Source organism: Paraglaciecola sp. IT1134, from assembly GCF_058068185.1.
Genome location: NZ_CM176486.1, coordinates 2,068,135 through 2,093,916, shown reverse-complemented (window position 1 = coordinate 2,093,916; position 25,782 = coordinate 2,068,135). Strand labels below are relative to the sequence as shown.

18 protein-coding genes are annotated in these 25,782 nt (G+C 44.5%); 10 read left to right on the top strand and 8 right to left on the bottom strand.

The window, feature by feature from the left end:
- The first annotated feature begins 633 nt into the window (after positions 1 to 633).
- From AC3RV5_RS09185 to AC3RV5_RS09170, 4 genes are all read left to right on the top strand, one after another.
- Positions 634 to 2,025: a M28 family metallopeptidase gene (locus AC3RV5_RS09185; protein WP_489731621.1), complete on the top strand. Its 1,392-nt coding sequence runs from the start codon at positions 634 to 636 to the stop codon at positions 2,023 to 2,025.
- 329 nt (positions 2,026 to 2,354) lie between these two features.
- On the top strand, positions 2,355 to 2,804 hold the full coding sequence (locus tag AC3RV5_RS09180; protein WP_489731620.1) for a DoxX family protein: 450 nt from the start codon (positions 2,355 to 2,357) through the stop codon (positions 2,802 to 2,804).
- Between the two features lie 26 nt (positions 2,805 to 2,830).
- Positions 2,831 to 3,529, top strand: a complete 699-nt coding sequence (locus AC3RV5_RS09175; protein ID WP_489731619.1) for a pirin family protein — start codon at positions 2,831 to 2,833, stop codon at positions 3,527 to 3,529.
- An 83-nt stretch (positions 3,530 to 3,612) separates the two neighbouring features.
- Positions 3,613 to 4,506: a LysR substrate-binding domain-containing protein gene (locus tag AC3RV5_RS09170; protein ID WP_489731618.1), complete on the top strand. Its 894-nt coding sequence runs from the start codon at positions 3,613 to 3,615 to the stop codon at positions 4,504 to 4,506.
- Between the two features lie 64 nt (positions 4,507 to 4,570).
- Here AC3RV5_RS09170 and AC3RV5_RS09165 read toward each other — a convergent pair whose 3' ends face one another.
- The 4 genes from AC3RV5_RS09165 to ffh form a co-directional block, all read right to left on the bottom strand.
- Entirely contained in the window at positions 4,571 to 5,569 is a 999-nt protein-coding gene (locus AC3RV5_RS09165) for an NADP-dependent oxidoreductase (protein WP_489731617.1), read from the bottom strand.
- Between the two features lie 427 nt (positions 5,570 to 5,996).
- Positions 5,997 to 6,551, bottom strand: a complete 555-nt coding sequence (locus AC3RV5_RS09160) for a GNAT family N-acetyltransferase (RefSeq protein WP_489731616.1) — start codon at positions 6,549 to 6,551, stop codon at positions 5,997 to 5,999.
- A 71-nt stretch (positions 6,552 to 6,622) separates the two neighbouring features.
- Complete coding sequence (locus AC3RV5_RS09155; RefSeq protein ID WP_489732125.1) at positions 6,623 to 7,834, bottom strand: GAK system CofD-like protein; 1,212 nt, start codon at positions 7,832 to 7,834, stop codon at positions 6,623 to 6,625.
- A gap of 205 nt (positions 7,835 to 8,039) precedes the next feature.
- Positions 8,040 to 9,416 carry a signal recognition particle protein gene (gene ffh / locus AC3RV5_RS09150; protein ID WP_489731615.1) on the bottom strand — a complete coding sequence of 459 codons (1,377 nt, stop codon included), beginning with the start codon at positions 9,414 to 9,416 and terminating at the stop codon, positions 8,040 to 8,042.
- A gap of 255 nt (positions 9,417 to 9,671) precedes the next feature.
- On the opposite strand from ffh, the gene AC3RV5_RS09145 reads away from it, so the two are divergent.
- On the top strand, positions 9,672 to 10,460 hold the full coding sequence (locus AC3RV5_RS09145) for a cytochrome C assembly family protein (protein ID WP_489731614.1): 789 nt from the start codon (positions 9,672 to 9,674) through the stop codon (positions 10,458 to 10,460).
- Between the two features lie 111 nt (positions 10,461 to 10,571).
- Positions 10,572 to 11,861 (top strand): HlyC/CorC family transporter, encoded by a 1,290-nt coding sequence (locus AC3RV5_RS09140; protein WP_489731613.1) that lies wholly within the window; start codon positions 10,572 to 10,574, stop codon positions 11,859 to 11,861.
- Between the two features lie 89 nt (positions 11,862 to 11,950).
- On the opposite strand, the gene AC3RV5_RS09135 is transcribed toward AC3RV5_RS09140, so the two are convergent.
- A complete protein-coding gene (locus tag AC3RV5_RS09135; protein WP_489731612.1) occupies positions 11,951 to 12,133 on the bottom strand; it encodes a hypothetical protein in 183 nt (60 codons plus the stop codon).
- A 61-nt stretch (positions 12,134 to 12,194) separates the two neighbouring features.
- On the bottom strand, positions 12,195 to 12,668 hold the full coding sequence (sixA, locus tag AC3RV5_RS09130) for a phosphohistidine phosphatase SixA (protein ID WP_489731611.1): 474 nt from the start codon (positions 12,666 to 12,668) through the stop codon (positions 12,195 to 12,197).
- A gap of 197 nt (positions 12,669 to 12,865) precedes the next feature.
- On the opposite strand from sixA, the gene AC3RV5_RS09125 reads away from it, so the two are divergent.
- The 3 genes from AC3RV5_RS09125 to AC3RV5_RS09115 all read left to right on the top strand — a co-directional run bounded on the left by AC3RV5_RS09125 (position 12,866) and on the right by AC3RV5_RS09115 (position 20,634).
- Positions 12,866 to 15,559: an insulinase family protein gene (locus tag AC3RV5_RS09125; RefSeq protein ID WP_489731610.1), complete on the top strand. Its 2,694-nt coding sequence runs from the start codon at positions 12,866 to 12,868 to the stop codon at positions 15,557 to 15,559.
- Positions 15,560 to 15,750: 191 nt separating this feature from the next.
- Positions 15,751 to 20,265, top strand: a complete 4,515-nt coding sequence (locus tag AC3RV5_RS09120) for an EAL domain-containing protein (protein WP_489731609.1) — start codon at positions 15,751 to 15,753, stop codon at positions 20,263 to 20,265.
- Between the two features lie 222 nt (positions 20,266 to 20,487).
- On the top strand, positions 20,488 to 20,634 hold the full coding sequence (locus AC3RV5_RS09115; RefSeq protein WP_489731608.1) for a hypothetical protein: 147 nt from the start codon (positions 20,488 to 20,490) through the stop codon (positions 20,632 to 20,634).
- 345 nt (positions 20,635 to 20,979) lie between these two features.
- Here the strand turns inward: AC3RV5_RS09115 and fadJ are convergent, their stop codons facing one another.
- Positions 20,980 to 23,127 (bottom strand): fatty acid oxidation complex subunit alpha FadJ, encoded by a 2,148-nt coding sequence (fadJ, locus tag AC3RV5_RS09110; protein ID WP_489731607.1) that lies wholly within the window; start codon positions 23,125 to 23,127, stop codon positions 20,980 to 20,982.
- A gap of 10 nt (positions 23,128 to 23,137) precedes the next feature.
- Entirely contained in the window at positions 23,138 to 24,448 is a 1,311-nt protein-coding gene (gene fadI / locus AC3RV5_RS09105) for an acetyl-CoA C-acyltransferase FadI (RefSeq protein ID WP_489731606.1), read from the bottom strand.
- Positions 24,449 to 24,815: 367 nt separating this feature from the next.
- Between fadI and AC3RV5_RS09100 the strand changes: the two genes are divergently transcribed.
- Positions 24,816 to 25,772 carry an AAA family ATPase gene (locus tag AC3RV5_RS09100; RefSeq protein ID WP_489731605.1) on the top strand — a complete coding sequence of 319 codons (957 nt, stop codon included), beginning with the start codon at positions 24,816 to 24,818 and terminating at the stop codon, positions 25,770 to 25,772.
- Positions 25,773 to 25,782: the final 10 nt, after the last annotated feature.

The following is a 25,782-nucleotide window of genomic DNA, read 5'->3' as shown; positions in this document are numbered from 1 at the left end:
CAACACAACAACTTTTTGTAAAATGCGTTTCAACATACCGCTTCAAAATATTGTTAACTCCTGATCCGCTTTCAAACAACTACTCGCACTGAACAATATTAATTTCACCTGTTTAGCACTTGGCTAGCCCGCACTTTAATTGAAAAACGGATTACAAATCAACGACTTTTCAGGTCAAACCAAAATGTATGTTGTTTAAAAGGGGAGGTATATTTACACGAATATAGCGAATCTCATAGTCAAAAGATAGCTGTCACCCGTTAATTCAGACTAAAGGTTAATAGAAACAAAGTAAAAAATATGACCTGTGGAAAATACGTCAAAGTAAGTATTTTATGTTTCGGATACAGCAAATATGCGCAGCAATTGACCCCAATCAATTAAAAAATCAGCCTGAGTAATTATCCATTAGACGAGGTCAAATATGCCGGAGCAATATCAATGTGAAATATCCCACCGGTCATTTTCGCCGTTAAATTACCCACGATGTCCGGTGGGGCAGCTATGATCCTCTGTATCGGTGATACGTAAAAGTGTATACCCAAGAACGTAATCACAAACATGCTCCTGAGGGTAAATCAGGTTAGTATCTCTATCGGGATATCTTTTCAAGCATAAGTATTAGAGGTTCATATGAAACAAGTTTTGTCAGCTACTGCCCTAGCATTATTCGGTGCAGCATTTTTAACAGTACCAAGCACTGGCTACGGACAAGCTGCCCCAACCTATGTTGATCAGCAAAATCTGCATGAAATAGCCGCTAAGGTGTCTGCGCAAAATATCGAACGTGATATACGTAAACTCGTCAGTTTTGGTACGCGCCACACCCTGTCTGCTGCCCAATCTGATATGAAAGGGATAGGTGCGGCCAGACGCTGGATAAAAAGTGAATTTGAACAAATCAGCAAAAATTGTGGAGGCTGCTTAGAGGTTTATTTTCAAAGCGAGACAGTAAGCGGCGAAAAACGGATTCCCAATCCCACGGAGGTGATTAGCGTTATCGCCATTCAACACGGGTCCACCGATCCGCATCGTTATGTGATGATGTCAGGAGACATAGATTCGCGCGTGTCAGATGTAATGAACGCCACATCGATATCTCCTGGGGCAAACGATAACGCGTCCGGGATCGCGGGAACATTAGAAGCGGCAAGGGTGTTAAGTCAATATGAATTCCAAGGCAGCATTGTTTACGCCGCCCTTGCCGGTGAAGAACAAGGCTTGTTTGGCGGTAAAATATTAGCCCAAATTGCACAGCAGCAAGGCTGGCGCATCAAAGCTGTACTCAATAACGATATGATAGGCAATATCGAAGGCGTAAACGGTGTGATTAACAATACCACTGCCCGTATATTTGCCGAAGGTACAAGGCACACTGAAACACCTGAAGAAGCTAAAGCTCGCCGCTTCACCGGAGGTGAGGTCGACTCACCCAGTCGCAATCTAGCCAGGTACATAGATTGGATGGCGGACCGCTACATAAAGAACCTGGATACTATGGTTATTTATCGTCTGGACAGGTTTGGTCGGGGTGGACACCATAAACCCTTTAACGATTTGGGCTACCCAAGTGTGCGTATCATGGAAACTAACGAGAACTATAATCGTCAACACCAAGATATACGTAGTGAAAATGGCATCGAATATGGGGATACCATAGAAGGTGTGAACTTTGCCTATGCTGCCAAACTAACAGCCCTCAATGCGGTATCACTTGCTGGTATGGCCTGGGCCCCAAATCCACCGGCAAAAGTGACGATAGCGGGTGCAGTTCAACCCCGTACCACTTTGTCTTGGGCGGCGGGTGACCCACAACAAAACCCGCAGCTCAAAGGCTACAAAATCTATTGGCGCTATACCGACGCCCCTCAATGGCAATTTAGCCGTTACGTCGGCGATGTCACGCAATTTACCCTGGAAAATATCGTTATCGACAATTATTTTTTTGGTGTCGCAAGCGTCAGTAAAGATGGCTTCGAAAGCCCCATTGTCTTTCCCGGCGCCGCTGGAGCATTTGGAGAATAATAATCGCTGGCTGCCTAAAATAAGCAGGGACATGACTTACCTCTAGCCCAATGGTCGCGACTATTGGGCTATTTTTGTGAAACTGGCATTGTTAAAACCCCTTATTTAGAAACGACTTCTTTTCTCCTTAAAATTGGATGTGGTTTCTGCCTCGCCCGGTACCGTTTCCGCTTCAGATCTAAACATTCAAATTTTTTGAACCCAAAACTCAAAACGTTCCGATTTTCTATTCGTTCTGAAACATCTACATTTAATCCAACAGCAAAGCGCTGGAAAAAGAAACAAAGCGCAGTGCGCTTGATACACATCAAAAATATTGAGGAAAAATCATGAAAAACACTCATTTGCAAAGTCTGTTTAGATCACAAGGCGGGTTCGCTGCGCTATCTTTAAGGATCCCTGTTGGCATTATATTTATTGCTCATGGTGCACAGAAACTGTTTGGTTTGTTTGGAGGTTACGGCCTAGAAGGAACAGGACAGTGGATGGCTTCTATCGGCCTAGAGCCAGGTTATGTATTAGCATTACTGGCGGGAAGCGCTGAGTTTTTTGGCGGAATAGCCCTTCTGATTGGACTGTTTACCCGTCCAGCAGCTGCAGTGTTGGCAGTCACTATGTTAGTCGCCATTTTCAGTGTGCATGTTGCCAACGGGTTATTTATGGCAAATAACGGTTATGAATTCGCCTTAGCGTTGCTGACCATTTGTGTATCACTGGTATTCTCGGGTGCGGGTAAGCTCGCCTTTGATTCTCGGATCGCTGCGCTTTTGTCTAAATAACGTCCACATTAATCAGGAGAAATAAGATGATTGATATCCGCTTAGCAAGCGCTCGTGGCAGCGCAAATTTTGGCTGGCTCGACAGCAAACACACGTTTTCATTTGGCTCGTACCACGATCCAAAACACATGGGTCATTCAGCATTGCGGGTGATTAACGACGACAAAGTTGAACCAGGGGCTGGTTTTGGAACCCACGGTCACCGAGATATGGAAATCATTAGCTTTGTCACTCAGGGCGAGATTGCCCACAAGGACAGCATGGGTAACGTCAAACTGTTACCAAAAGGTGAATTTCAGTTGATGTCCGCAGGCACAGGTGTAACGCACAGTGAGTACAATGCGTCTGATACAGAAATACTGACTTTTTTGCAAATTTGGATTGTGCCAGACAGCGAAGGAGGAATACCAGGCTACCAACAGAAGGACTTTGGCCAGGCTCAAGGGTTGACCCCTATCATTACCCCCACGGGGAAAAATGGTACCCTGAAGATCAGACAGGACGCAACCGTTAGCCAAGTAATTCTGGCACCAGGAACCAGCGTAAAGGTTAAGACTGACAGTGCTCGCAACAGCTATGTACATCAAGTCGCCGGTGAGCTGAGTATTAACCAACAACAATTACTTCAAGGTGACGGAGCCAAAATCAGTCAACTTGATAGTTTCACAATGAGTAACGAAGACACAGAAAACGCCGCCACTGCATTAATATTTGATTTACCTTAATATCAATACACAACTTACGTGATACAAGCTAAAACACCGCCTTGGCTAAGGTGCTGTTTTATTGTTAATTTACTGGAGGATTTATGCGCCACGCAGTGACGCTGGATGCACTTAGGGTGTTAGAAGCGATTGATGCTAAGGGCAGTTTTGCCGCAGCTGCAGATGCGTTATTTAAAGTACCCTCGGCGTTGACCTATACCGTTCAAAAACTCGAAGCCGATCTCGGGGTATCACTGTTCGATCGTAAAGGACAGCGCGCCACTTTGACCCCGGGTGGGAATCTGGTATTGCAAGAAGGTAGGGAAATACTGCTGGCGGCGAGCAACCTTGAAGAGCGGGTCAAACAGTTAGAATCGGGTTGGGAGTCTACGCTTGTTATTGCCAAAGATACCATTGTGCCCGATGGCCCGTTGTTCGACATTCTCGGGCAGTTTTGCCAGCTGGATAAACACGTCGAGATACAGGTCATAGAAGAAGCACTTGGTGGAGGGTGGGATGCACTCCACACCAAACGTGCGGATATCGCTCTGGGACTAACAGGAGAATTACCCAAAGGCCAGTTTCAGCTCCAACAAATGGGCACAGTAGAGTTTGTATTTGCCGTTAGTGCCGCTCACCCTTTAGCCGAATTTGTGGGTCTTATTGAAAACCAACACATTCGTCAATATCCCTATATTGTGGTAGCTGACAGCTCTCGTACCTTGCCTGGGCGATCAAGTGGGCTGTTTGACAGCAAACAACAAATTCGAGTCAGCAGCATGCACAGTAAAGTGCAAGCCCAGTTGCAAGGCTTGGGTGTAGGCTTTCTGCCCCTACATTTGGCTCTACCTCACCTGCATAGCGGCGCACTTGTGGCCAAATCCACTGCTATGCCACGCCCACCCATTCCGGTCTATTTTGCTTGGGAAAAAGGCAAAACCGGTAAAGCCATTGACTGGTTCTGCGAAAAGCTGAAACGTGACGACTGGTTTACTTAATCAGCGACGAAACGGGTTCATCATAAGACGAACCCGTTATTAAATATTCACTACGACCATACAATCACAGCTTAACCATCAACTTACCTTTATTGGCACCGGTCAATAACATGTTCAGACCATCAACGGCGGACTCTATTCCTTCTAAGACATGAGCTCTGTGTTTGATTTTTCCTTGCATCACATAAGGCGTCAGTTTAGCCAGTAAGTCAGGCACCTTGGCGAAATGATCTGGCATAGTAAAACCTTGGATCATTAACCGCTTTTTAATGATGGGGATCCAGTTTGGTCCGGCGCTAGGGGTGGAAGTAGCATAATCGGCGATCATGCCACAAACCGCTATCCGGCCGTGGGCATTCATATGCTCAAAAATATGCAGCTGAATAGGGCCGCCTGTGTTTTCAAAAAAGATATCCACTCCGTTGGGTGCCAGCTCGCCTAATTTAGCCCCTATATCATCGGTTCTATAGTTGATAGCGCCATCGAAACCGAGCTCGTCCACTATCCACTGACACTTCTCAGCGCCGCCAGCCACACCAATGACATGCAAGCCATCGGCTTTAGCCAATTGCCCCACGATCGAGCCTACCGATCCGGCAGCACCACTGACAACGATAGTTTCACCGGATTTTGGTTTAGCCACATTGAAAAGCCCTTGGGTGGCCGTCAAACCAGGCAAAGCGAATACTGATAAGGCTTGTTCTTCGTCTATACCTGCAGGCACCTTGTTCAAACCCTGGCCGGTGCTGACAAAATACTCGGTCCAGCCCATCATGCCCATCACCCGGTCGCCTATGGCGAAATCAGGATGGTTACTTTCAATGACCTCTCCCAAACCTGACGAACGCATCACAGCGCCGACTTCGACGGGGGGAATATAACTTTTAGTATCCGCACTCATCCAGCCAATCATTGCCGGATCAAGTGACATATAAGTTTGCAATACCAATATTTCACCTGGGCCTGCATTAGGCACAACCTTTTGTATAACTTTGAAGGTTTCGCGGCCTATTGGACCTGGTTCAGGGCGCTGGGCAAGTGTAATCGCGGTATAAGTACTCATGGTGGTTTTCTCCTTGTTCATAGAAAACAATACACAGGGCTCGGGATCCCACTACCCTGTGAGATAAATGGTGACGCTATTATTACTATAATATAGTGCGAGGATATATAACCCAAAAGACCAAACTTTATTGTCTTTTAGACAATAGTATCAGAATCTAACTAATCACTGATTTTACGATTTAGGAATAAACTTGGATCAGCGTCGTGCACTTCGTTATTTCAATAAAGTGGTCGAAACGGGCAGCTTTACCTAAGCTGCCCTGCCCCTTTCTGGGCCTCCTTCTTCTTTGTCTCGCAGGGTTGCCGATTTTGGTGTGTATTTACTTTATCAAAAGCAGCGCTACAGGGTGCCTGAAGTCAAAGCGACAGTGGATTTTTTTGTCGCCGGGTTTAAAGCCCAAAAACACTAATCCTCCCATGGCCTATTAGCTATTAGCCACCTGATGAGAATATTCTTGTTTTAATAGGGCATATAGATACTCATCTTTCCACTGCCCTTTAAATAGTATGTTCTGGCGGAAATGAGCTTCTCGTCTAAAACCCGTTTTTTCCAACAGCTTAGTTGCGGGTAAGTTGCAACTGTCAGTAATGGCAATAACTCTGTGTTTATGTAAACTATCAAACAGATAATCCAGCGCTCCTCGAAGTGCCTCGTAGGCCACACCCTGAGCTTGAAATTCTGGTGCCACAGTAAAGCCCAGTTCAACTTGGTATTCATCGATAAAATGTAAGGCCAGATCACCATACAAGATAGTCGAGTCATGAATATCTGCAATAGCCAATTGATACCAATTCCCCGGGGTACCAAAACTAGCGTAATCCATACCCGCCAATAGGTTAACGGCTTGGGAGTAACAGTAATCTGTCCAGCTTTGAAATTTGGCAATTGATGGTATTGCCCTGTAGTCAGCAAATGCCCTCAAGTCGCAATGGCTCAAGGCTCTAAGGTTAAAGCGCCTGGTTTTGAAAAAACAATGCATTAGATCCTCAATTAGCATAACGTATGATTTGCATACATCAGGTAGCGAAACTGTCCCTGCTGTGCCTGTCGTTATCGAACTGCTTGATGTGATGGTAATGACATCAGTGTTTCAACCAATAACTGATTGTCATAATAAGGCGCGCTACTAAGGGATACTAACGGCCTATCGATGACGTCTATGCCCAACTCTTGTAGGTAATCAAAGGGCACCTGCCCAGAATACCCCCCATTTTTGCTGTCAATCAATAGGTAATTCAGCACCTGGTTGGCTGCAACTTGGCTGTTATCGTCTCGCATTAAGTGTGCGAGCAAGGTTTTCACTAATTCAGTAAGTGACATACCGAGTTGTTCGGGATCATGACCCAGATTGGGTACATACACCTTGGGTGCGTTATTTTTAGCGATGGCGCTGCCCACGCCTATTGGAAGCAAATTCACCAACAAGCTAGAGTAAAAACTGCCAGGTGGATAACAGATCAGATTGGCAGCTGCTATTAATTTACTATTACGCTCACCCAGGTAGCAATCTACTGCGTTGCCAGTTGCCAGATCGTCAGTTAAAAATATCTTGGCTATTGGGCTGCTCAACTCCGGCACTTCTTTACCGGTCAGGTTATGCTGGCCTAATACGGTTTGCCCATTTTGCAACAATGCCCCCACATGCAGATTGTCGTCAACTACGGGCCACACTATACCGAGTACCTGCACCATGACGGAAAATCGAGAAATGCAAGATTCCAACTTAGCATCATGTTCAATATAATCTCCAGCCAAAACCAAATTGCCAATACTCGCGCCTCGCAAATCAAATGAGGCTGGCATATTGGCATAAAATGCAGACAGATTACTTAGCACTATCGTGCGCAACGGTGCAGATATATGAACGATCAGGGAATGCTGGCCGCTAAGTAAAAATAGCAGTTCTTCCATCAAGCTATGTTGCGAAGCATTCCAGGGCAGTCGGTAACCAAACAACTGGGCCATACGGGAGCCATCTGGCAAATTATCATCTGCCAAAGCCAGTAAGCGGCTGCGTAAATCACCCACGGCCGGCATACAAAAATGCTGACGTAATTTGGCTGAGCTACCGCCAGAATCAAAGGGAGTCACTAGATGTATGGAATTATGGGTAAAGCGTTTAAGTTGCTGACTAAAAGCGGTTAATGCAGTGCCACCACTGAAAAAAAGTAATTTCGGCCCTAAATGCGCTAAGGTATGAGAATACCTTAACTGAGTTGGATCAGGGATAGATAACATGCTGCTCAAGCGGGTAATCATCATAATACCCAAGTTTATACCACGACTTTGTGCCCCATAACATTATTATCGAACTGCCCAGCAGGCTCCCCTTCAGGGTTTCTATACAGCTATTTGCGTTATACGTGCCGGCAACACTTTATCGTTTTGTATAGGTTGACGTGACATTGATGAGTAACATCAATGTCACTTAGCAAGGCCGATAAGTGCCCCTAATGTTTAGAGCAGATTAACGAGGAGGAAACATGCCTTTTGGTCCGCCAGGAGGCATCATACCTTTCACGCTTCTCATCATTTTTTTCATGCCGCCCCCTGAGACTTTTTTCATCATTTTTTGCATCTGGGTAAATTGCTTTAGCAGGCGGTTTACATCTTGAATTTGGGTACCTGAACCTAAGGCAATCCGGCGTTTACGCGAACCTTTAATAACCTCAGGTTTTTCTCTTTCCCCTGTTGTCATGGAATTAATTATCGCTTCCATTTGGTTGAAAGATTTATCGTTCGCCTTATCCTTGATTTGCGCCGTCATATTACCCATGCCCGGCATTTTATCCATCATCGACATCATGCCGCCCATATTACGCATTTGCTCTAGTTGCTCCTTAAAGTCTTGCAAATCAAAGCCCTTGCCTTTTTGTACTTTTTTGGCAAGTTTTTGCGCTTTGTCTTTATCAACTTTTCGCTCAACTTCTTCGATGAGACTAAGTACATCTCCCATTCCGAGAATTCGTGAAGCAACCCGTTCAGGATGGAAAGGCTCCAGCGCGTCTAACTTTTCGCCCATACCTAAAAACTTGATGGGTTTACCTGTGATGTGACGTACAGATAAAGCCGCCCCTCCTCTGGCATCACCGTCAGTTTTGGTTAAAATCACACCCGTCAGAGGCAAAGCATCATTGAATGCTTTAGCGGTATTTGCTGCATCCTGACCTGTCATAGCATCAACTACAAACAACGTTTCAATGGGCTTAACGGCGTGATGCAGGGCTTGAATTTCCCCCATCATTTCACCATCAATATGCAATCGACCCGCGGTATCAACCAGTAATACGTCAAAAAATTGCTTACGTGCATAATCGACAGCGGCGTTAACTATATCGATAGGTTTTTGTTCTATGTTGGACGGAAAACATTCCACCCCAACATCATTGGCTAATGTTTCCAATTGTTTAATCGCCGCAGGGCGATATACATCGGCACTGACCACTAATACTTTTTTCTTTTCACGTTCGGTCAGAAATAACGCCAATTTACCTACGCTGGTAGTTTTACCTGCCCCCTGTAAACCAGCCATCAATACTACAGCCGGTGGCTGAGCAGCTAAATTCAAACCCTCGTTGGCTTGACCCATGACAGATTCAAGCTCTGTCTGGACTATTTTGATAAACACTTGCCCAGGATTCAGACTTTTTGATACTTCTGTACCCACAGCCCGCTCTTTCACCTGTGCGATAAAACTTTTAACCACAGGCAAGGCAACATCTGCCTCAAGCAGCGCCATACGTACTTCGCGCAGCGTATCTTTAATGTTGTCCTCAGACAAACGGCCTCGGCCGCTGATGTCTTTTAGGGTTTTACCTAGGCGTTCGGAGAGATTTTCAAACATAGGAATCGATGCAATATTAATTCTGGATAGGGTAATTATATCTAATTTGCTAGCAGATAAGAACCAATGGAATGATAATCAGCGGTCGCTTTTGCCAGTTTCGTGCAGAATTACCATGCAACACTAGGTATGCCTCAGCAATATGGTTATACTCAGCCCCCCAAAGGGCACTGTTTTTTTGTAAATAATGCATAAAAAAATAAAGGCTGTAGTTGTGAACACGTCCCATATATATAAGGAATTCGAGGTTAGATCATGTTGTTAGCCCTAGTATGCTTTTGTTTATACGCCGGTGCGGCAGGCGTTATTTTAATGCGGCTATTTGACAATAAGGGCCCAAATAACAAATTGTCCTATGCCTTAGCGGCAATTGCATTAGTGCTACATATATGGGTTCTAAAAGAAGATATTTTCGTCCTACCTGGGCAAAACTTAAGCATGCTTAACGTGGCTTCGTTAGTGGGATGGTTAATCAGCTTAACCATGTTACTCGCCGCGGTTACCATGACCAACACCATCTTATTACCGGTCGTTTTTGGGTTTACCGGGCTAATAGTACTGCTCAATCTATTAATTCCAGACGCGCACATCATGCAAGTCAGCGTTCAACCCGCATTAATGCTACATATTGGCCTCGCGTTGTTTGCCTATGCCTGCCTGGGGATTGCCCTACTTTACGCTTTGCAATTGTCATATATCAATATGCGTCTCAAAGAAAAGCAGGCGTCGATATTGCACTCATCTTTACCCCCTTTAATGATGGTCGAAGACATTTTATTTAAACTGCTGACAGTAGGTACCATACTGCTGACGCTATCGCTAATCAGTGGTTTTTTATTTTTGGAAGATATGTTTGCTCGTGAACAAGCCCACAAAACAGTATTAGCCATTTTGGCATGGTTCGTATTTAGCATAGAACTGTTTGGCCATTTCAAATTTGGTTGGCGGGGAAAACCGATTATTTTTGCAACTATATTAGGTTCAATATTATTAAGTCTGGCCTATTTTGGTAGCCGTTTTGTAAAAGAAATCTTATTGAATTGATTTGTCGCATTTTATTTTTGCTACAATAGCCTCATAGTGCCTCAGTTGGCTTGAAACATAATCGAAATGCACTTAAAGTCTGCGTTCTACATTATATAGGGATCCAAATAGTTGGACGATATCTCAACCAGTAGTTTATTCATTCTACTTGGCATTTTAGTTTTACTCTCCGCGTATTTCTCAAGTTCTGAAACTAGCATGATGTCGATAAATCGTTATCGTCTCAAACATTTGGGAAATGAAGGTAATAAAGGTGCGCTGCGGGTTCAAAAATTATTAGAACGCCCAGACAGGCTCATCGGTCTTATCCTCATAGGAAACAACCTGGTTAACATTGCAGCCTCGGCTGTGGCAACGGTAATTGGATTGCGACTATATGGTGATATGGGCATTGCCATAGCCACCATAGTCCTGACATTGGTTATCCTGATATTTTCAGAAGTAACTCCAAAAACCATTGCCGCCCTGTATCCGGAAAAAGTATCTTTTCCTGCTTCTTTCATATTGCTGCCTATGCTAAAAATCCTCTATCCCCTGGTGTTTTTAGTCAATGGGATCACCAATATTATTCTATCGATATTACGCATTAGTACAGCTGACAATGACGATAACAGCTTGAGCCGCGAAGAATTACGCACCGTTGTACACGAAGCTGGTGCCATGATCCCCAAAAAACACCAGGATATGTTAGTAGGTATTCTTGACCTGGAAAAAGTTACCGCTGAAGACATTATGGTGCCGCGCGGGGAAATAGTGGCTATTGACATTAACCATGAATGGAAAGACATACAAAAACAGTTAGTCAATTCTCAGCATACCCGGGTGTTATTGTACAGGGACAGCATCGATGATGCAGTCGGCTTTGTGCACGTACGGGATGCCTTGCGTTTATTATCCAAGGATCAATTTACCAAATCCAGCCTATTACGTGCTGTACGAGAAATTTACTTCACCCCTGAATCCACGCCTTTGCATACCTTGATGTATAAATTCCAGGCCGTAAAGGAGCGTATTGGTTTAGTGGTAGATGAGTACGGCGATATTCAGGGACTGGTGACTCTGGAAGATATTTTGGAGGAGATAATAGGTGATTTTACCACCAGCATCTTGCCTGATCACAGCAAAGAAACCGATACCCAGCAAGACGGTAGCGTGGTAGTAGATGGTAGTGCTAACGTGCGCGAATTGAATAAAGAAATGAATTGGCAGTTTCCCACTGAGGGGCCTAAAACACTAAACGGTATAATTTTAGAGTATTTGGAAGACATTCCCCAAGCCAATATCAGTTTACGTTTGGCGGGATATCCTATTGAAATTCTGGAAATGAAAGACAATATGGTGAAAACTGTACGTATTATGCCTGAGTATTATAAAGCTCCTGTTCCGGTAAGCGTAGATTAGCTTTCCCCAGGTTTGTCGTGATAGGTTTTGTTTGTTATCTAAGGAATTAAAGGTGTACCCTTTATCCTGGTCCCGTTTAACATCGCAGTTTATTTCTTAAGCTTAGATTGGCGGTTACTTTGAATTTTGGCTTTGGCCTGTTCAACTTTATCGTTTAAGGTTTTTAAACGATCGAGTATATCCTGAAGCTCCTCATCGTGAGTCAGTTGTGCATTTGAAACATAATGCTCTAAGGCCTGCTGCAGATAAGCAGGCAAACTTTTACCAGACATGAATATAACCCCTCAAAAGAGTTATCGGTTATAAACGTCAAAACCTAAGATTAACTTTAGCTTATTGGGGATGATAAATCTCAAGTACGCTTCCTCGAGATTTTTTTTGGCAATAATCAATTGTCACTATGCTGGATGTATCAAAAAACATTGATTGCTCAGAACCGGTTAGCTCATCAACTAGATAGCTGACAAATGGCATATGACTGATAATGAGTAAACAGTGGTTTATTTTGTTATCAGCGATTAAGACATCAATATAATCATGTGTTAACCAAACACTGCCATCAGGGGTAATGTCACTAGAAACTACCTGGTGATTAATTTTTACTTTACTGGTGACCCCGGCCAATGTCTCTTTGGCCCTCACATAGGGACTGACCAGACACATTTCTATGCCCTCAGATAGATACCTTTGATGTAGCCACTGACCTGCCGCCTGGGCTTGTTTGTGACCAAAAGGGGATAACTCCCGAAGACTATCTTCAACATGAACGGGTATTGCATCCCCGTGGCGCATGATTATAACGTGCATAAAGTACTACTAAACGGTAAACAAACTAATTATTACTCAATATAGCAAATAAAACAGTTAAAAATCTGAGAGTTGAGACTTTTTTACGTTATGCTAGAAATGGGTGTAAATTCCTCGCGAGATTTAACATTTTGCTAACAAATAAGAGTGATTATCGCCAGTATCGATATGTCAAACTAACAAATGGATTACGCGCTATGGTTGTAGAAGACCATAACTGTGATCATGCTGCCGTTGCCGCCACTATAAGTAACGGCCATTTCAATGATCCCGTAGATTGCCTTGGGCTTAGTCACTTGTTAGAGCATATGTTGTTTCAAGGCAATAAGCGGTTCCCTAATCCAGATGCGTTTTCTGGCTATTTGGGCTTGCATTCGGGTGACCTAAACGCAACCACAGGTAGTGAACACAGTAACTACTATTTCGGCGTATCTGACCAGCAATTACCCCATTGTCTTGAACACTTTGCCGCGATGTTGACTCTGCCGCTATTTAATAAAGAGGCTATCGCAGGAGAAATTGAAGCCATAGATGCTGAGTTTTCCCTCAAGGTCAAAGATGATCTGCGGCGTTTATACCAGGTTCACAAAGAGACATCTAACCCTGACCATCCCTTTAGCAAGTTTTCCGTGGGTAATAAACAAACCTTAGGTGAACACTCTCTGGAAGAATTGCAAAACCGGTTAAAAAAAATGCATCAGACCAGGTATTTCCCTGGCAATATTTGCATCTGCATCATCACCAGCCGCCCATTGCAGGCAAGCGTCAAAATGCTAGAGCAGCACTTTGCGGAATTAGCTTCCGGGGGCTGCCCAACACTGCCCGACTTGCCAGCACTTTACCTACCTCAACAATTGGGAGTGAAAATTGATATACAGTCGCTTTCCGATACCACACGTTTAATCGTCACATTTGCACTGCCAAATGTGCAGTCTTATTATCGGGGTAAACCCCTAGGTTTGATTAGCGACTTAATCGGTGACGAAGGGGGCGGCAGTTTGCTTACTTATTTAAAACAGCAAAATCTGGCTACCAACCTCAGTGCAGGAGGAGGCATAGAAGGAAGTAACTTCAGAGATTTCAATATCAATTTGCAATTAACCAAAAATGGCACTGCACATATAAATATTATCCTTAACGCCCTATTTTATTTTATTCAACTTATCAGGCAACAAGACTCCTTTAAGTGGCGCTTTGTCGAAAAACAAAAACTAAATCAACTAATATGGAATTATGGCGACGCCGCAAAATCCACAGATGAAGCCATCGGAATAGCTAATGCTATGTTCCAGTACCCACCTGAACATGTAATCGCAGGAGAATATATTTTAGATCAACCGGATAGCCAAACAGTAATAACATTGCTGGGGTATTTTTGTGCGACTAATATGCGCCTGAAACTGATCCACCCAGACGTCAAAACTAATTACCAAGCAAAATGGTATCACACCCCTTATTCTATCTCGCCCTTGGCCCCATCACTATTGCGAGCGCTTGAAACACCACATCCGGTTCCCGCATTAGCCTTACCCCAGGAAAATCCATATTTAACTACTGAGTATCAACAGTTTCCTGTAGACAGTCGCTTCACTTTTCCCGGTAAAATAACCAGCACCAAGCAGGTCGATGCCTGGTACGGACAAGATGCTAAATTTAACCATCCCAGAGGGGATTGTTATGTCTCGTTTGATTGCGCCGCAACGACCCAAGGCGTGTTTACGGCAACGTTAAAAAAGTTATGGATAGCGTTGCTCAATGAATCGTTACACAGAAAATACTATCAAGCGAACGTTGCTGGTCTGCACTTTCAGTTGTATTCACATCAATGTGGTTTTACATTGCATACCAGTGGCTTCAGCCCAAAACAGCTCGGTTTGTGTACAGACCTAATCAAGCAGATAGAGGGGGTCGACTCATTCGAGCCTTACTTCGAGCAAATAAAACACCAACAATGGCAGAGTCTACGTAATAATTTATTAAATAAACCCATCAATCGGCTTTTTACTCGCTTATCCGTACTGATGCAGCAACATAACCATACACCATTGAGCATGTCTGAAATCATGCAACAAGCAGATTTGCGCCAGTTGCTCACCACCAAAGACGCTTTATTCCAAAGTTTCCATCTTGATATATTGAGTTATGGAAACTGGCGGATTCAAGATGCTCAGCGATTTGCTGGCGATTTAACCACCTGCGCAAGTCGATACGGTGCAAACAAACGATTGTCCCGAGGTGTGGTGAATCTTTGCAATATTCCGACTCAATTACATCAGTTAAGCTGTGATCACCCTGAATCAGCGGTGGTGATCTATTATCAGGCCCCAAGTTCTTCTTATCGCAACACCATTCTAAGCATATTGACAGAGCAACTTTTGGCTCCGGCTTTTTTCAATTACGCTCGTCACCAAGAGCAATTGGGGTATTTAGTGGGTAGTGGTTATGTTCCCTACAATCAACATCCCGGAATAAGTCTTTACATTCAATCACCCAAATATTCAGCGCAAAAACTAATTACAGCGATCCGCACCTTCATGCGGGAATTTGTAGCTACCCTGACTTTGTATGCAAATGACTGGCAGGACTTAAAATACGGCGTCATGAAACAGCTCACCGCAAAAGATACTAACCTGAGCATGAAAAGCCAACGCTTTTGGTCAGCCATTGGCACCGAAGAGGTAAACTTCCAAGTTGACCAGACCATGATGAGTGAATTGGCGTTATTAAATTTCACTGATTTGCAGGAATTCATTGGTGATATGGCAACAAAAACAAACTTCGGGCAGCTAATTTTATGCAGCGACGAGGCTTTTGTTATCACAGACGACTTAAACGCCACAGAGATAGCTAACGTAGATTTGTTTAAAAAACAGGCTCAATGGGTCCCATGACAAGGGCCAGGTATGAGGAACAATACAAAAAACAGACAGTTGACGGGAATTTGCCCCCTTAAGCGTAAATTAGGCCGATTAAGACTTGTGATGCCCCCGTATTTTAGGCATATTGAGGTAAGAAGGCGCTAGGGAATTGCACCTGAAAAATTTAATAATTATAAAGCAGGTAAACTGCTAACAGGTGTGCTTTGCGTATCCCAATCTCCAAACTCGTTTTCTGGTGCCTATTAACCATTTCTACTACTATTTGTGTGAGCAGCGCAAGTCAAGCCAGTGTGCAATCTTTTTCGTTCGATAAGCTATCCAAAGCCGATGGTTTACCCCAAGACACCATAACGGATATTATTGAGGATAAACAAGGTTTTATCTGGTTTGCTACCGCCAACGGCCTTAGCCGTTTTGATGGCTATAATTTCGTTAATTACCTGCATAATGCTAATGATAGTAACTCCATCCCCCATGACTTTATCCGCAAATTATTTGTGGATGCCAAAGGTATATTATGGGTAGGCACCCAAAATGGTCTGGCTAGATACGATGATCAAAAAGACAACTTCATTCGTTATAACCAACAAAATAGTCGTCTGGTTGGCAACGTTATCGGTACCCTGAGCCTGGATCATAACAATAATCTGTTGGTCGCTGACGAGCAGAACCTGTATATCTTCGATGAACATAACAATGATTTTACTATTTTGGAGGTAAATGGGGCCCCTATGCCCCCGGAGATAAAATATGTTTTAAGCGAAGCGGAAAGAACCTGGATAGGTAGCTATAGTCACGGTATTTATCTGTTAGAACATAAAACTAATACCTTGTATAACCTCAATACATCCAATCCGTGGAATTTGACCCTGCCCGCCAATTATTTATTTGAGGTAAAAAAATACAACGAGCAATACTGGTTTGCTACTGAGATGGGCGCATTTTCTTGGGATAGCTCGAGCAACAGCTTAATCCAGTATTCCACTAATACGACACCCGCATTGGCGGGTAATGAAATACGCAGTATCGAACGTGACCTGCAAGGAAACATCTGGTTAGGCTCGTCCACCGGTATTAGCATATTAGACCCCGAGCACCAGACATCTAACTTTGTTTTGGCCGATGACGATCCCACCCGCAAAGCAAACAAATACATTTTAAAAATGTATAAAGACAGTAAAGACTCTATTTGGTTGGGCAGTCATTCTAATGGGGTGTTTAGATACAATCAAATCGACGCCCGGATCACACATTTCACCTTTGATTCAGAAGACGCCAACTCTTTATCAGGTAACGTGATTTGGGCGATAAAAGCGGATAGTTTAGGTGCGATATGGCTAGCGACCCAAGCCGGCGGCCTGAATAAATTTAACAGCAAGGACTATAAATTCGAGCACTACTTGCAAGACTTCGAACACAGTATTTGGGATTTGACCATAGACAGCCACGACCGGTTATGGATAGCCAGTAGCGGCGGAATATATATCTATTCTCAAAACACCGGCACATCACTGACCCAGGTAACGAAAATTTTTGAAGGAGCGTTTATTGATAAGGTGCTGTATGCAAGTAATCGCATCTGGTTAAAATCCAAAGACAATATCCTGCGCTGGATAGACGAAACCACCTTCGAGTTGCAAACCGCCCCATTACCCAAAAAATTATTTAAAAGCATCGAGCCGACTTTTTTAGACAGCAAAAACAATCTTTGGCTAAAAAGTGATAGCGGCTTGTCACTTTATAATCTAAAAACGGAGAAAATTTTCGAACCAATTCCTGACAGTGAAATAGCCAAGAGTCACCTTAGTTCTATAATCGAAACACAAGACAGTTTTTGGTTAGCTTCGGTAGATTATGGATTATTAAAGCTCAATAAAAAGACTTTTGAAGTTGAACTGCAATTAAATGCCAACAACGGCTTGTCCCGCAACCAGATTCTGATGGCAGTGCACAGTAAGGACAGTTTGTGGATCACGACTATGGGTGGTGGGATAGATCAAATCACTTTGAACAATAACAAAGTAGTCCAGCATATATCCTCAGAAAGGTTGGAGTTTAACGAGTTTAACGAAGGCTCGGGATTAATCACTCATGACAACCTGGTTTTGTTTGGCGGTTCAAAGGGTTTTCATATATTTGACCCGGAGTTGATAGCCCACACGCCCAATCAAGGCCCGTTTAACCAGGACACCGTGCCACCACCTAAAGCACCGATCATCAGCCAACTTCGTATATTTAATAGAGAAATTTCCGTACATAGTATCGGCAGCCCGTTAGACAAACCCATACACTTGACCACCTCTATCACCCTACCGAATTACGCCAGTTTTATTAGCCTGACCTTTGGGCAATTAAATGCCCTTGAACCTAAAGCCTATTCCTACCGTTATAAACTGATCGGTGCCTCGCACAACTGGCTGGATGCCGATAAACGAACCCGTGAAGCCGTCTTCACCAACTTAAATTTTGGCGAATATAAGTTTTTAGTGCAAAGCAGAAACAATCTGGGCCCATGGTCAGAATCAGCGCAGCTAAAAATTAACATCGAGCCGCCTATCTGGTTACACAGAAATGCCATTATTTTATATGTTGGCTTAACCATAATGATCTTACTGCTGATGTTTAAGCAGTATCGCTCCAGGCGCCAATCTCGCTTGGCGATCACCGAAAGTGAAGAACGCTTGAAATTGACCCTGTGGAGTAGCGGCGACGAATTATGGGATTGGGATATTTATAAAAGTCAGGTGTTTAGATCCAATACCTGGGGTGTGCTGGATTTCCCCCAAGATGATATTCGGATCAATAGCGCCTATCAGGCCAATATCCATCAAAATGATCTTAAACGAGTGCAAGACTCATTAAACGAACATCTGCAAGATAAAAGTGAACATTACGAGGTCACCTACCGCGCCCGAACCTTTAAAGGTGACTGGTTGTGGATATTAGATAGAGGCAAAGTCGTCAATCGCGATAACAACAATCAACCCCTGCGAATGACAGGCACATTAAAAAACATCAGCCATTTAAAAGTAGCCGAAGAGCAGTTAAAGCTCTTTAAACGCTCCATAGAAACCATATCTGACGGGGTATTTATTGCCGATATGGGTTTTAAATTTATTTCCGTAAACAAAGCTTATTGCAAATATACGGGAGAGACCCGTGAGCAAGCCCTGGCCAGTTATTTGACGTTCCACCAATACCCTGGGGCCTTTACTGAAGAAGTGAAAAAATCCCTGCGCCAAAAAGGCAATTGGTTAGGTGAAGTCGAATCGCGCCGCGCCAACGGTGAAAAATACGAAATGGAACTAAACATCGATGCCATCAATGATGAAGACGGGCGGATTGGTCATTATGTGGGGGTATTCTCGGATATCACGTCACGTAAAAGTACCGAAAAAGAACTGCTTAAGTTAGCAAACACCGACCCATTGACTGACCTGCCCAATCGTTCATTTTTTCAAGCCAGCCACAACAATATAGTCAGGCGTGGCACCCAGCATTCCCTGATTTGCCTGGATATGGATAATTTTAAAAAAATCAATGACTCATTAGGGCACCAAACTGGTGATATTTTAATTAAACAAATTGCCAAGAGACTGCAAAAAATTGCCGGTACGAATGCAACGTGTTACCGCCTGGGTGGCGATGAGTTCAGTATCCTGGTAGACAAACACACAGATGTGCATCAGGTCACCCATTTCGCGCAAACTGTGTTAGACGATATGGCTAGGCCGTTTTTGATCAATAATCAGGAGTTTGTATTAGGGGCCAGTATCGGTATCGCCTTTTATCCCGAGGATGGTAGTTCTCCCCAGGAGTTACTGAAAAACGCCGACACTGCGATGTATTTCGCCAAAAACGCCGGTGGCAACAAGTACCAGTTTTTTAGTGGCGAAATGAATCAAAATGCTGTCCGGCAGCTGCAAATCGAAAACCTTATCCGTCACGGGTTAAAAGAAGACTTATTTACCGTTTATTATCAACCCAAAATTGATATCGCCACTGGTAAGCTGGTTAGCATGGAAGCCCTGGTACGTTTCGAACACCCGGAAAAGGGCATAGTCAGTCCCGCCCAATTTATCCCCCTGGCCGAACAAACTGGCCAGGTAGTGGAAATAGGCGAAGTGGTGCTGCGCAAAGCCTGTGAAGATACCAAACGCTGGGTAAGCCAAGGGCTGTTTTCCGGTCGGGTTGCCGTCAATATTTCGGCACGTCAATTTGAACTGCCAGATCTGGATGAAACAATCGAAGAGATTTTACGTAACGCCGACTTGTCGCCTCTGCATTTGGAATGCGAAATTACTGAGAGCACCCTGATGCAGGACCCGGAAAATGCACTTCGGATGATGACCAGGCTGCGTGAGCGCGGCATTCACCTGGCGCTGGACGACTTCGGTACAGGCTATTCCTCTCTTGCCTACCTCAAGCGTTTCCCCCTTAATACCTTAAAAATAGATAAAGCTTTTATTGACGATATAGCCACCAGCAGCGTAGACCGGCACATGACAGCCGCTATCATAACCATAGCACACAATTTGGGGCTAAAAGTGGTCGCCGAAGGAGTCGAGCACGAAGAGCAGATGTCAATTTTACGTCGTTTTGAGTGTGAAATGCTCCAGGGCTATTTGTATAGCAAGCCTTTGAGCTCGGCGCGATTTGAACGCTTGTTAAAAGAGAACTACGAATTAAACCGCTTGATCCGCAGTAGTGAAGCCTAACGCACGAACAAAGAGTTATCAGGGCCTCCAGAGGCCCAGGTGGCGCACAACTGGACAGGAGTTGTCTGGCTTTATCATCAGCGGTCAGAAGATATCAAACACATCAATCGATTAAATTTTTATTCATAAGCAAAACTGGCATGGTCTAAGCACTTATATCCTCGACTGACAACATAATGTCAGCACAACGTTAATAATAAAAATATTAAGAGGAATAATTCAATGTTGAAAGCCTATGCAGTAGCCCTTGTATTAAGCACCGCCACGCCCGTTGCCGCTAATGCAGCTCAGAGTGCTCAAGCGCCAGAAGCCGTAAAAGCACCGGTTACCAATACCCAGTTGTGGAGACCGGCGTCAGTTCGTTTCTAAGTACTTCGTATAATAAAAATTTTCACATCGAAAGATGTCAAAAAAGAGAGGTTGCCTCTCTTTTTTTATGCCTGAAATAAACTTGTGTGAAGGCCCCTGGCCCGGCGTACTACCATGAGTTTATGCACATTGAATAATGGCAACATAACAGGTCCGGCAATAAGTCCCATTAGCGCCCATTTTTTAGCCCATAGGGCAAATTTAAAAGCCTGCACATAACAATATAGACTCGTACTACACTAAACACCTTGCTCCCAGTCCCCCAGCGCACCGTTGTTGAAATATCATTTTGATGAAAAAGCCGAGCTGGGCCCGGCTTTTTCGTTCACTCGTTAGCTAAAACAATTAATAGAAATTGCTATTTTCTGTGGCCATGGTTTTCAAACTGTCCGCCGGGCTGAATTTCTCACCCAGTAGTTGCTGATAGTATTCAAGTCTTTCCACCACATGAGTGATACCCAAGGTATCCATGTAGCGAAATGGACCACCTAGGAAAGGTGGGAAGCCTATGCCGAAAATGGCACCTATGTCGCCATCTCTGGGGTTGCGTATCACACCCTCAGCCAGACACATAGCGGCTTCGTTTAACATAAGCAATACACAGCGCTCAGCAATCTGCTCATGACTCAACTTACGGTTAGGTGTAATATTAAGCAAGGTATACACACTGTCATCCACCTCTTTACCGGGTTTTTTACCCGTGTAGTCGTAAAATCCTCGTTGATTCTTTTTACCCTTACGATCGTCCGTCAAAATTTTGACGAAACCTTCAGCTGATTTGAAGCGATCGCCAAATTGCGCCTGGAGAATTGGCGAAATTTTGGTACCGACATCAATGCCTACCTCATCCAACAATTTTATTGGACCCACAGGAAAACCAAATTTCACCAGAGATTTGTCGATGTGTTCGATAGGCTCGCCAGCCAATAAAATTTCTGCGGATTCATTCACGTAAGGAGCGAGAATGCGGTTCACATAAAAACCCGCGCCATCTTTAACCACTATGGGGGTCTTGCCTTGTTTTCTGGCCAGTTCAACCGTCGTTGAAATCGTTTGATCAGAGGTAGTCTCGTGGGCAATGACTTCTGCCAGCGGCATTTTGTCAACAGGTGAAAAATAATGCAAGCCAATGACCTGCTGCGGCCGTTTAGCATTGGCGGCGATCTGTGCAATAGGTATAGACGATGTATTAGATGCAAAAATTGTCTGTTCGTTGCAATGCTCCTCGACATCCGCCACCATTTTCTGTTTAAGGGATAGATCTTCAAAGACCGCTTCGATCACCACATCGGTATCGCTAAAACCAACATAATCCAATGAGCCGGTTAAACGTAATAACTGTTTCTGCATTTCTGATTTATGCATAAAACGACGTTTTACTTTTTTATTCAAGATATCGTAGGAATATTTTATCGCATGAGCTATGCCATCGGGGCGAATATCCTTGATCCGTGCAGGTAGACCGGCTTTTGTTGCCGTGACAAAAGCAATACCACCGCCCATCAAACCGCCACCGAGAATACCTATTTTGTTAAGTTTTGCAGGTTTAACGCCTGCCACACCGGTTTCTTTTTTCATTTCATTGGTGGCAAAAAATAAACCGCGCAATGCTTTAGACTCAGGCGTCATAACCAGCTTGCCAAAGTGACTGGCTTCGACGGCCATGCCACGACCTTTGCCTTTTTCTAATCCCGTTTCAATCGCATCGATGATCAGCTCAGGTGCCGGATAATTCCCCTGGGTTTTACTAAAGGTTTGTTTGCGTGCCTGTTTAAACATGGTCTTACGACCAAAGGAGGTGTGTTCAAGAAATTTCCCCATCACATCCAGTTTTGCTGGCTGACGTATTGGTTTAGGCTGCTTCGCCATCTTTATCGCTACCTCGAGCAATATGGAGCGAGGCACCATATCATCAACAATACCGTATTGTTTAGCTTGTTTGGCGCGCACCGAAGAGCCGGTTAACATCATTTTCATAGCTTGTTGCACACTAATCAGATTTGGTAAACGCTGGGTTCCACCACTACCCGGCAACAAACCTAGCTGCACTTCTGGCAAACCAAGCTGGGTTTTGTCATCGTCACTGCAAACTCGAGCATGACAAGCCAGTGCCAACTCCAACCCACCACCTAAGGCCGGACCATGAATAGCCGCCACGAACGGGACTGACATATCTTCGATACGTTGGAATAGCTGCTGGCCTCCTCGAGCTATATTTTCTGCGTCTTCGGCGCTGGTACAAGCGGCTAACATACTAATGTCCGCCCCGGCTACAAACGAATTGTCTTTACCGCTAATAATGACCACACCTTTGATACTGCTATCAGCCTGAATTTTATCCAGCATGTCGTTGACCTGCTGACCAAACTCTAACTTTAACGTGTTCATGCTCTCACCTGGCACATCCATACTTAAAATGGCTATACCGTCGTCCCGGGTAGCCAAAGTAAATGCGCTGTGGGCGAGATCTTCTGTGGTTTGTTTATCAGTCATTTTAAAGCCCTTACTCAGTTTCAACTATCATTGCTGCGGCTAAACCACCAGCAGCACAAGCGGTTAATAAACCTGTGCCACCACCTCTACGGTTTAGTTCATTCAACATCTGGGTGATCATACGGGTGCCTGTGGCGGCAAACGGATGACCATAAGCCAACGAACTGCCCATCACATTGAATTTATCCATATCCACTTCACCTGTCGCCTTATTGCGGCCCAGTTTTTCTTGAGCGAATTTATCACTGGCAAACATTTTAAGATTAGCTAGAGTCTGGGCGGCAAATGCTTCATGCATTTCAATCAGAGTTAGATCGCTTAAGGTCATACCCGCGCGCTCCAATGCAATTGGCGTAGCATAAGAGGGGCCCATTAGCATGTCATGCCATACGTCGACGGCGGAAAATGCATAACTCTTGATATAACCTATGGGGTGATAACCCAAGGCTTTCGCGCGACTTTCGGTCATCATCAATATCGCCGAGGCACCATCCGTCAAGGGGGTAGCATTAGCGGCAGTAACTGTGCCATGTTTTTTATCAAACACCGGGCGTAACTTAGCGTAACCCGCAAGATTTGAATCGAAGCGGATATTATTGTCTTGTTCCAGCGCACCTTTAAAAGGTTCTGCATAAGCTGTCATTACTTCACCGGCAAGCTTACCTTCATTCCAGCTTTTCGCTGCCAGGCTGTGCGAGCGGTGGGCCAGTGCATCTTGATCTGCACGGCTGATATGATGAGTTTTTGCCATCTGTTCGGCGGTTTGCCCCATGGATAAACCAGTTGAATATTCTGCAACTGCTGGTGCTACCGGCAGCAAGTCCTTCAAACCAAGCTTTTTAAGCACATGCCACTTCTGTCCCAGGGTTTTGGTCTTCTGCAAATCCGTTAATGCCCTGGCTAATGCTTTGGACACGCCAACTGGAGAAACAGATGTGGAGTCTGCACCACCGGCAATACCAACTTGAATATTGCCTAACAACATGGACTCGGCGATATTAACTGTCGATTGAAAACTGGTCGCACAGGCTCGGGAAACACTATAGGCGTCGGTGTGTACACTCATGTTGGTACCCAGCACTATTTCACGGGCAATATTTGGTGCTTCAGGCATCTGCACCACTTGGCCGTATACCAGTTGCTCAACCAATAAAGGGTCGAGGTTGTTGCGCACCATCATCTCATTGACCACCATCTTGCCTAGATCCACAGCCGGTACGCCGTGAAAATACGTAGCCATTTTGGCAAATGGGGTTCTCAAACCTGCGACTATGGCGATGCGATCACCTTGTTGTGTTGTAACTGTTTGCTTTGACGTCATGATTTAACCTTTAAGTTGAGTCGACGCTAAGTGGTCTGACCTGTAATATTGAGCTGATTGTACAGGGAGAATGAGCAATTTTAAAGTCTAGCCAATATTTAGTGTAGCGAGAACTTTTTCCCTAAAGGGGAGAAATTGTATTGAGTATGTCTAAGCTCGGCAATTTTTCCCTTGGCTGAAATTTAATTATTTATATAAAACAATTTGTTATCTTTTATTTATTAAGCATAAAAGATTAACCATTGATGGACTTTTGTAACATTGTTTTTCACCAACGGAACCCTATATAGGTTAGCATTGTCTGTTAACTGATTCGTATTCGGGCGCAGATGCCCGTTCCCGCAGAGATAGGAAATTTATTAGCAATATGGCAGCCTCACAATTTAAGCAATTACAAAGCTATTTAGATTCACAGGTGATCGGGCAAAGTACACTCACCCAGAATATTTTGATCGCCCTGTTGGCCGATGGTCATTTACTGGTCGAAGGCCCGCCGGGATTAGCTAAAACCCGCGCCGTCAATTCGCTAGCCAAAGGTCTCGAAGGCGACTTCCATCGAGTGCAGTTCACCCCGGATTTGTTACCCGCAGATTTAACCGGTACAGATATTTATCGTCCCGAGACCGGCAGCTTTGCCTTTCAAAAAGGCCCGCTGTTCCATAACTTGGTCTTGGCCGACGAAATAAACCGGGCGCCGGCAAAAGTGCAATCGGCTTTACTTGAGGCCATGGCTGAAAGACAGATCACCGTGGGTAATACCACTTATCCCCTGCCTGAATTGTTTCTGGTTATGGCAACGCAAAATCCCATAGAGCAAGAAGGCACCTACCCGTTGCCCGAGGCTCAGCTCGACCGCTTCTTGATGCACCTGGAAATTGATTATCCCGGGGTAGAAACAGAACTGGCGGTATTGCGTTTAACCCGCAATGAAGCCTTAAACCTCGATCCTATTAAACCACCTAGCCTCAGCCAAGCCGATATTTTCAGTGCCCGTAAAGCCTTGCTTGAAATCCACTTGGATGAAGCGCTGGAGCGTTATCTGGTGCAACTGGTTATCGCCACCAGAGAGCCCAAAGAATATAGTGAGCAGTTAGCCAGTTGGATTGAATTCGGTGCCAGCCCAAGGGCAACTATTGCCCTGGATAAATGTGCCCGAGCCCATGCCTGGTTGATGGGACGTGACTTTGTTGGACCAGACAATATTCAGGCAGTATTTCACAATGTCTTACGTCATCGTTTATTGCTGAGTTACGAAGCGGAAGCCGAAGGGGTTACCAGCAATCAGGTACTGGACAGCATTTTACAACTCGTCCCTGTTCCGTAGGGCCAAGCTG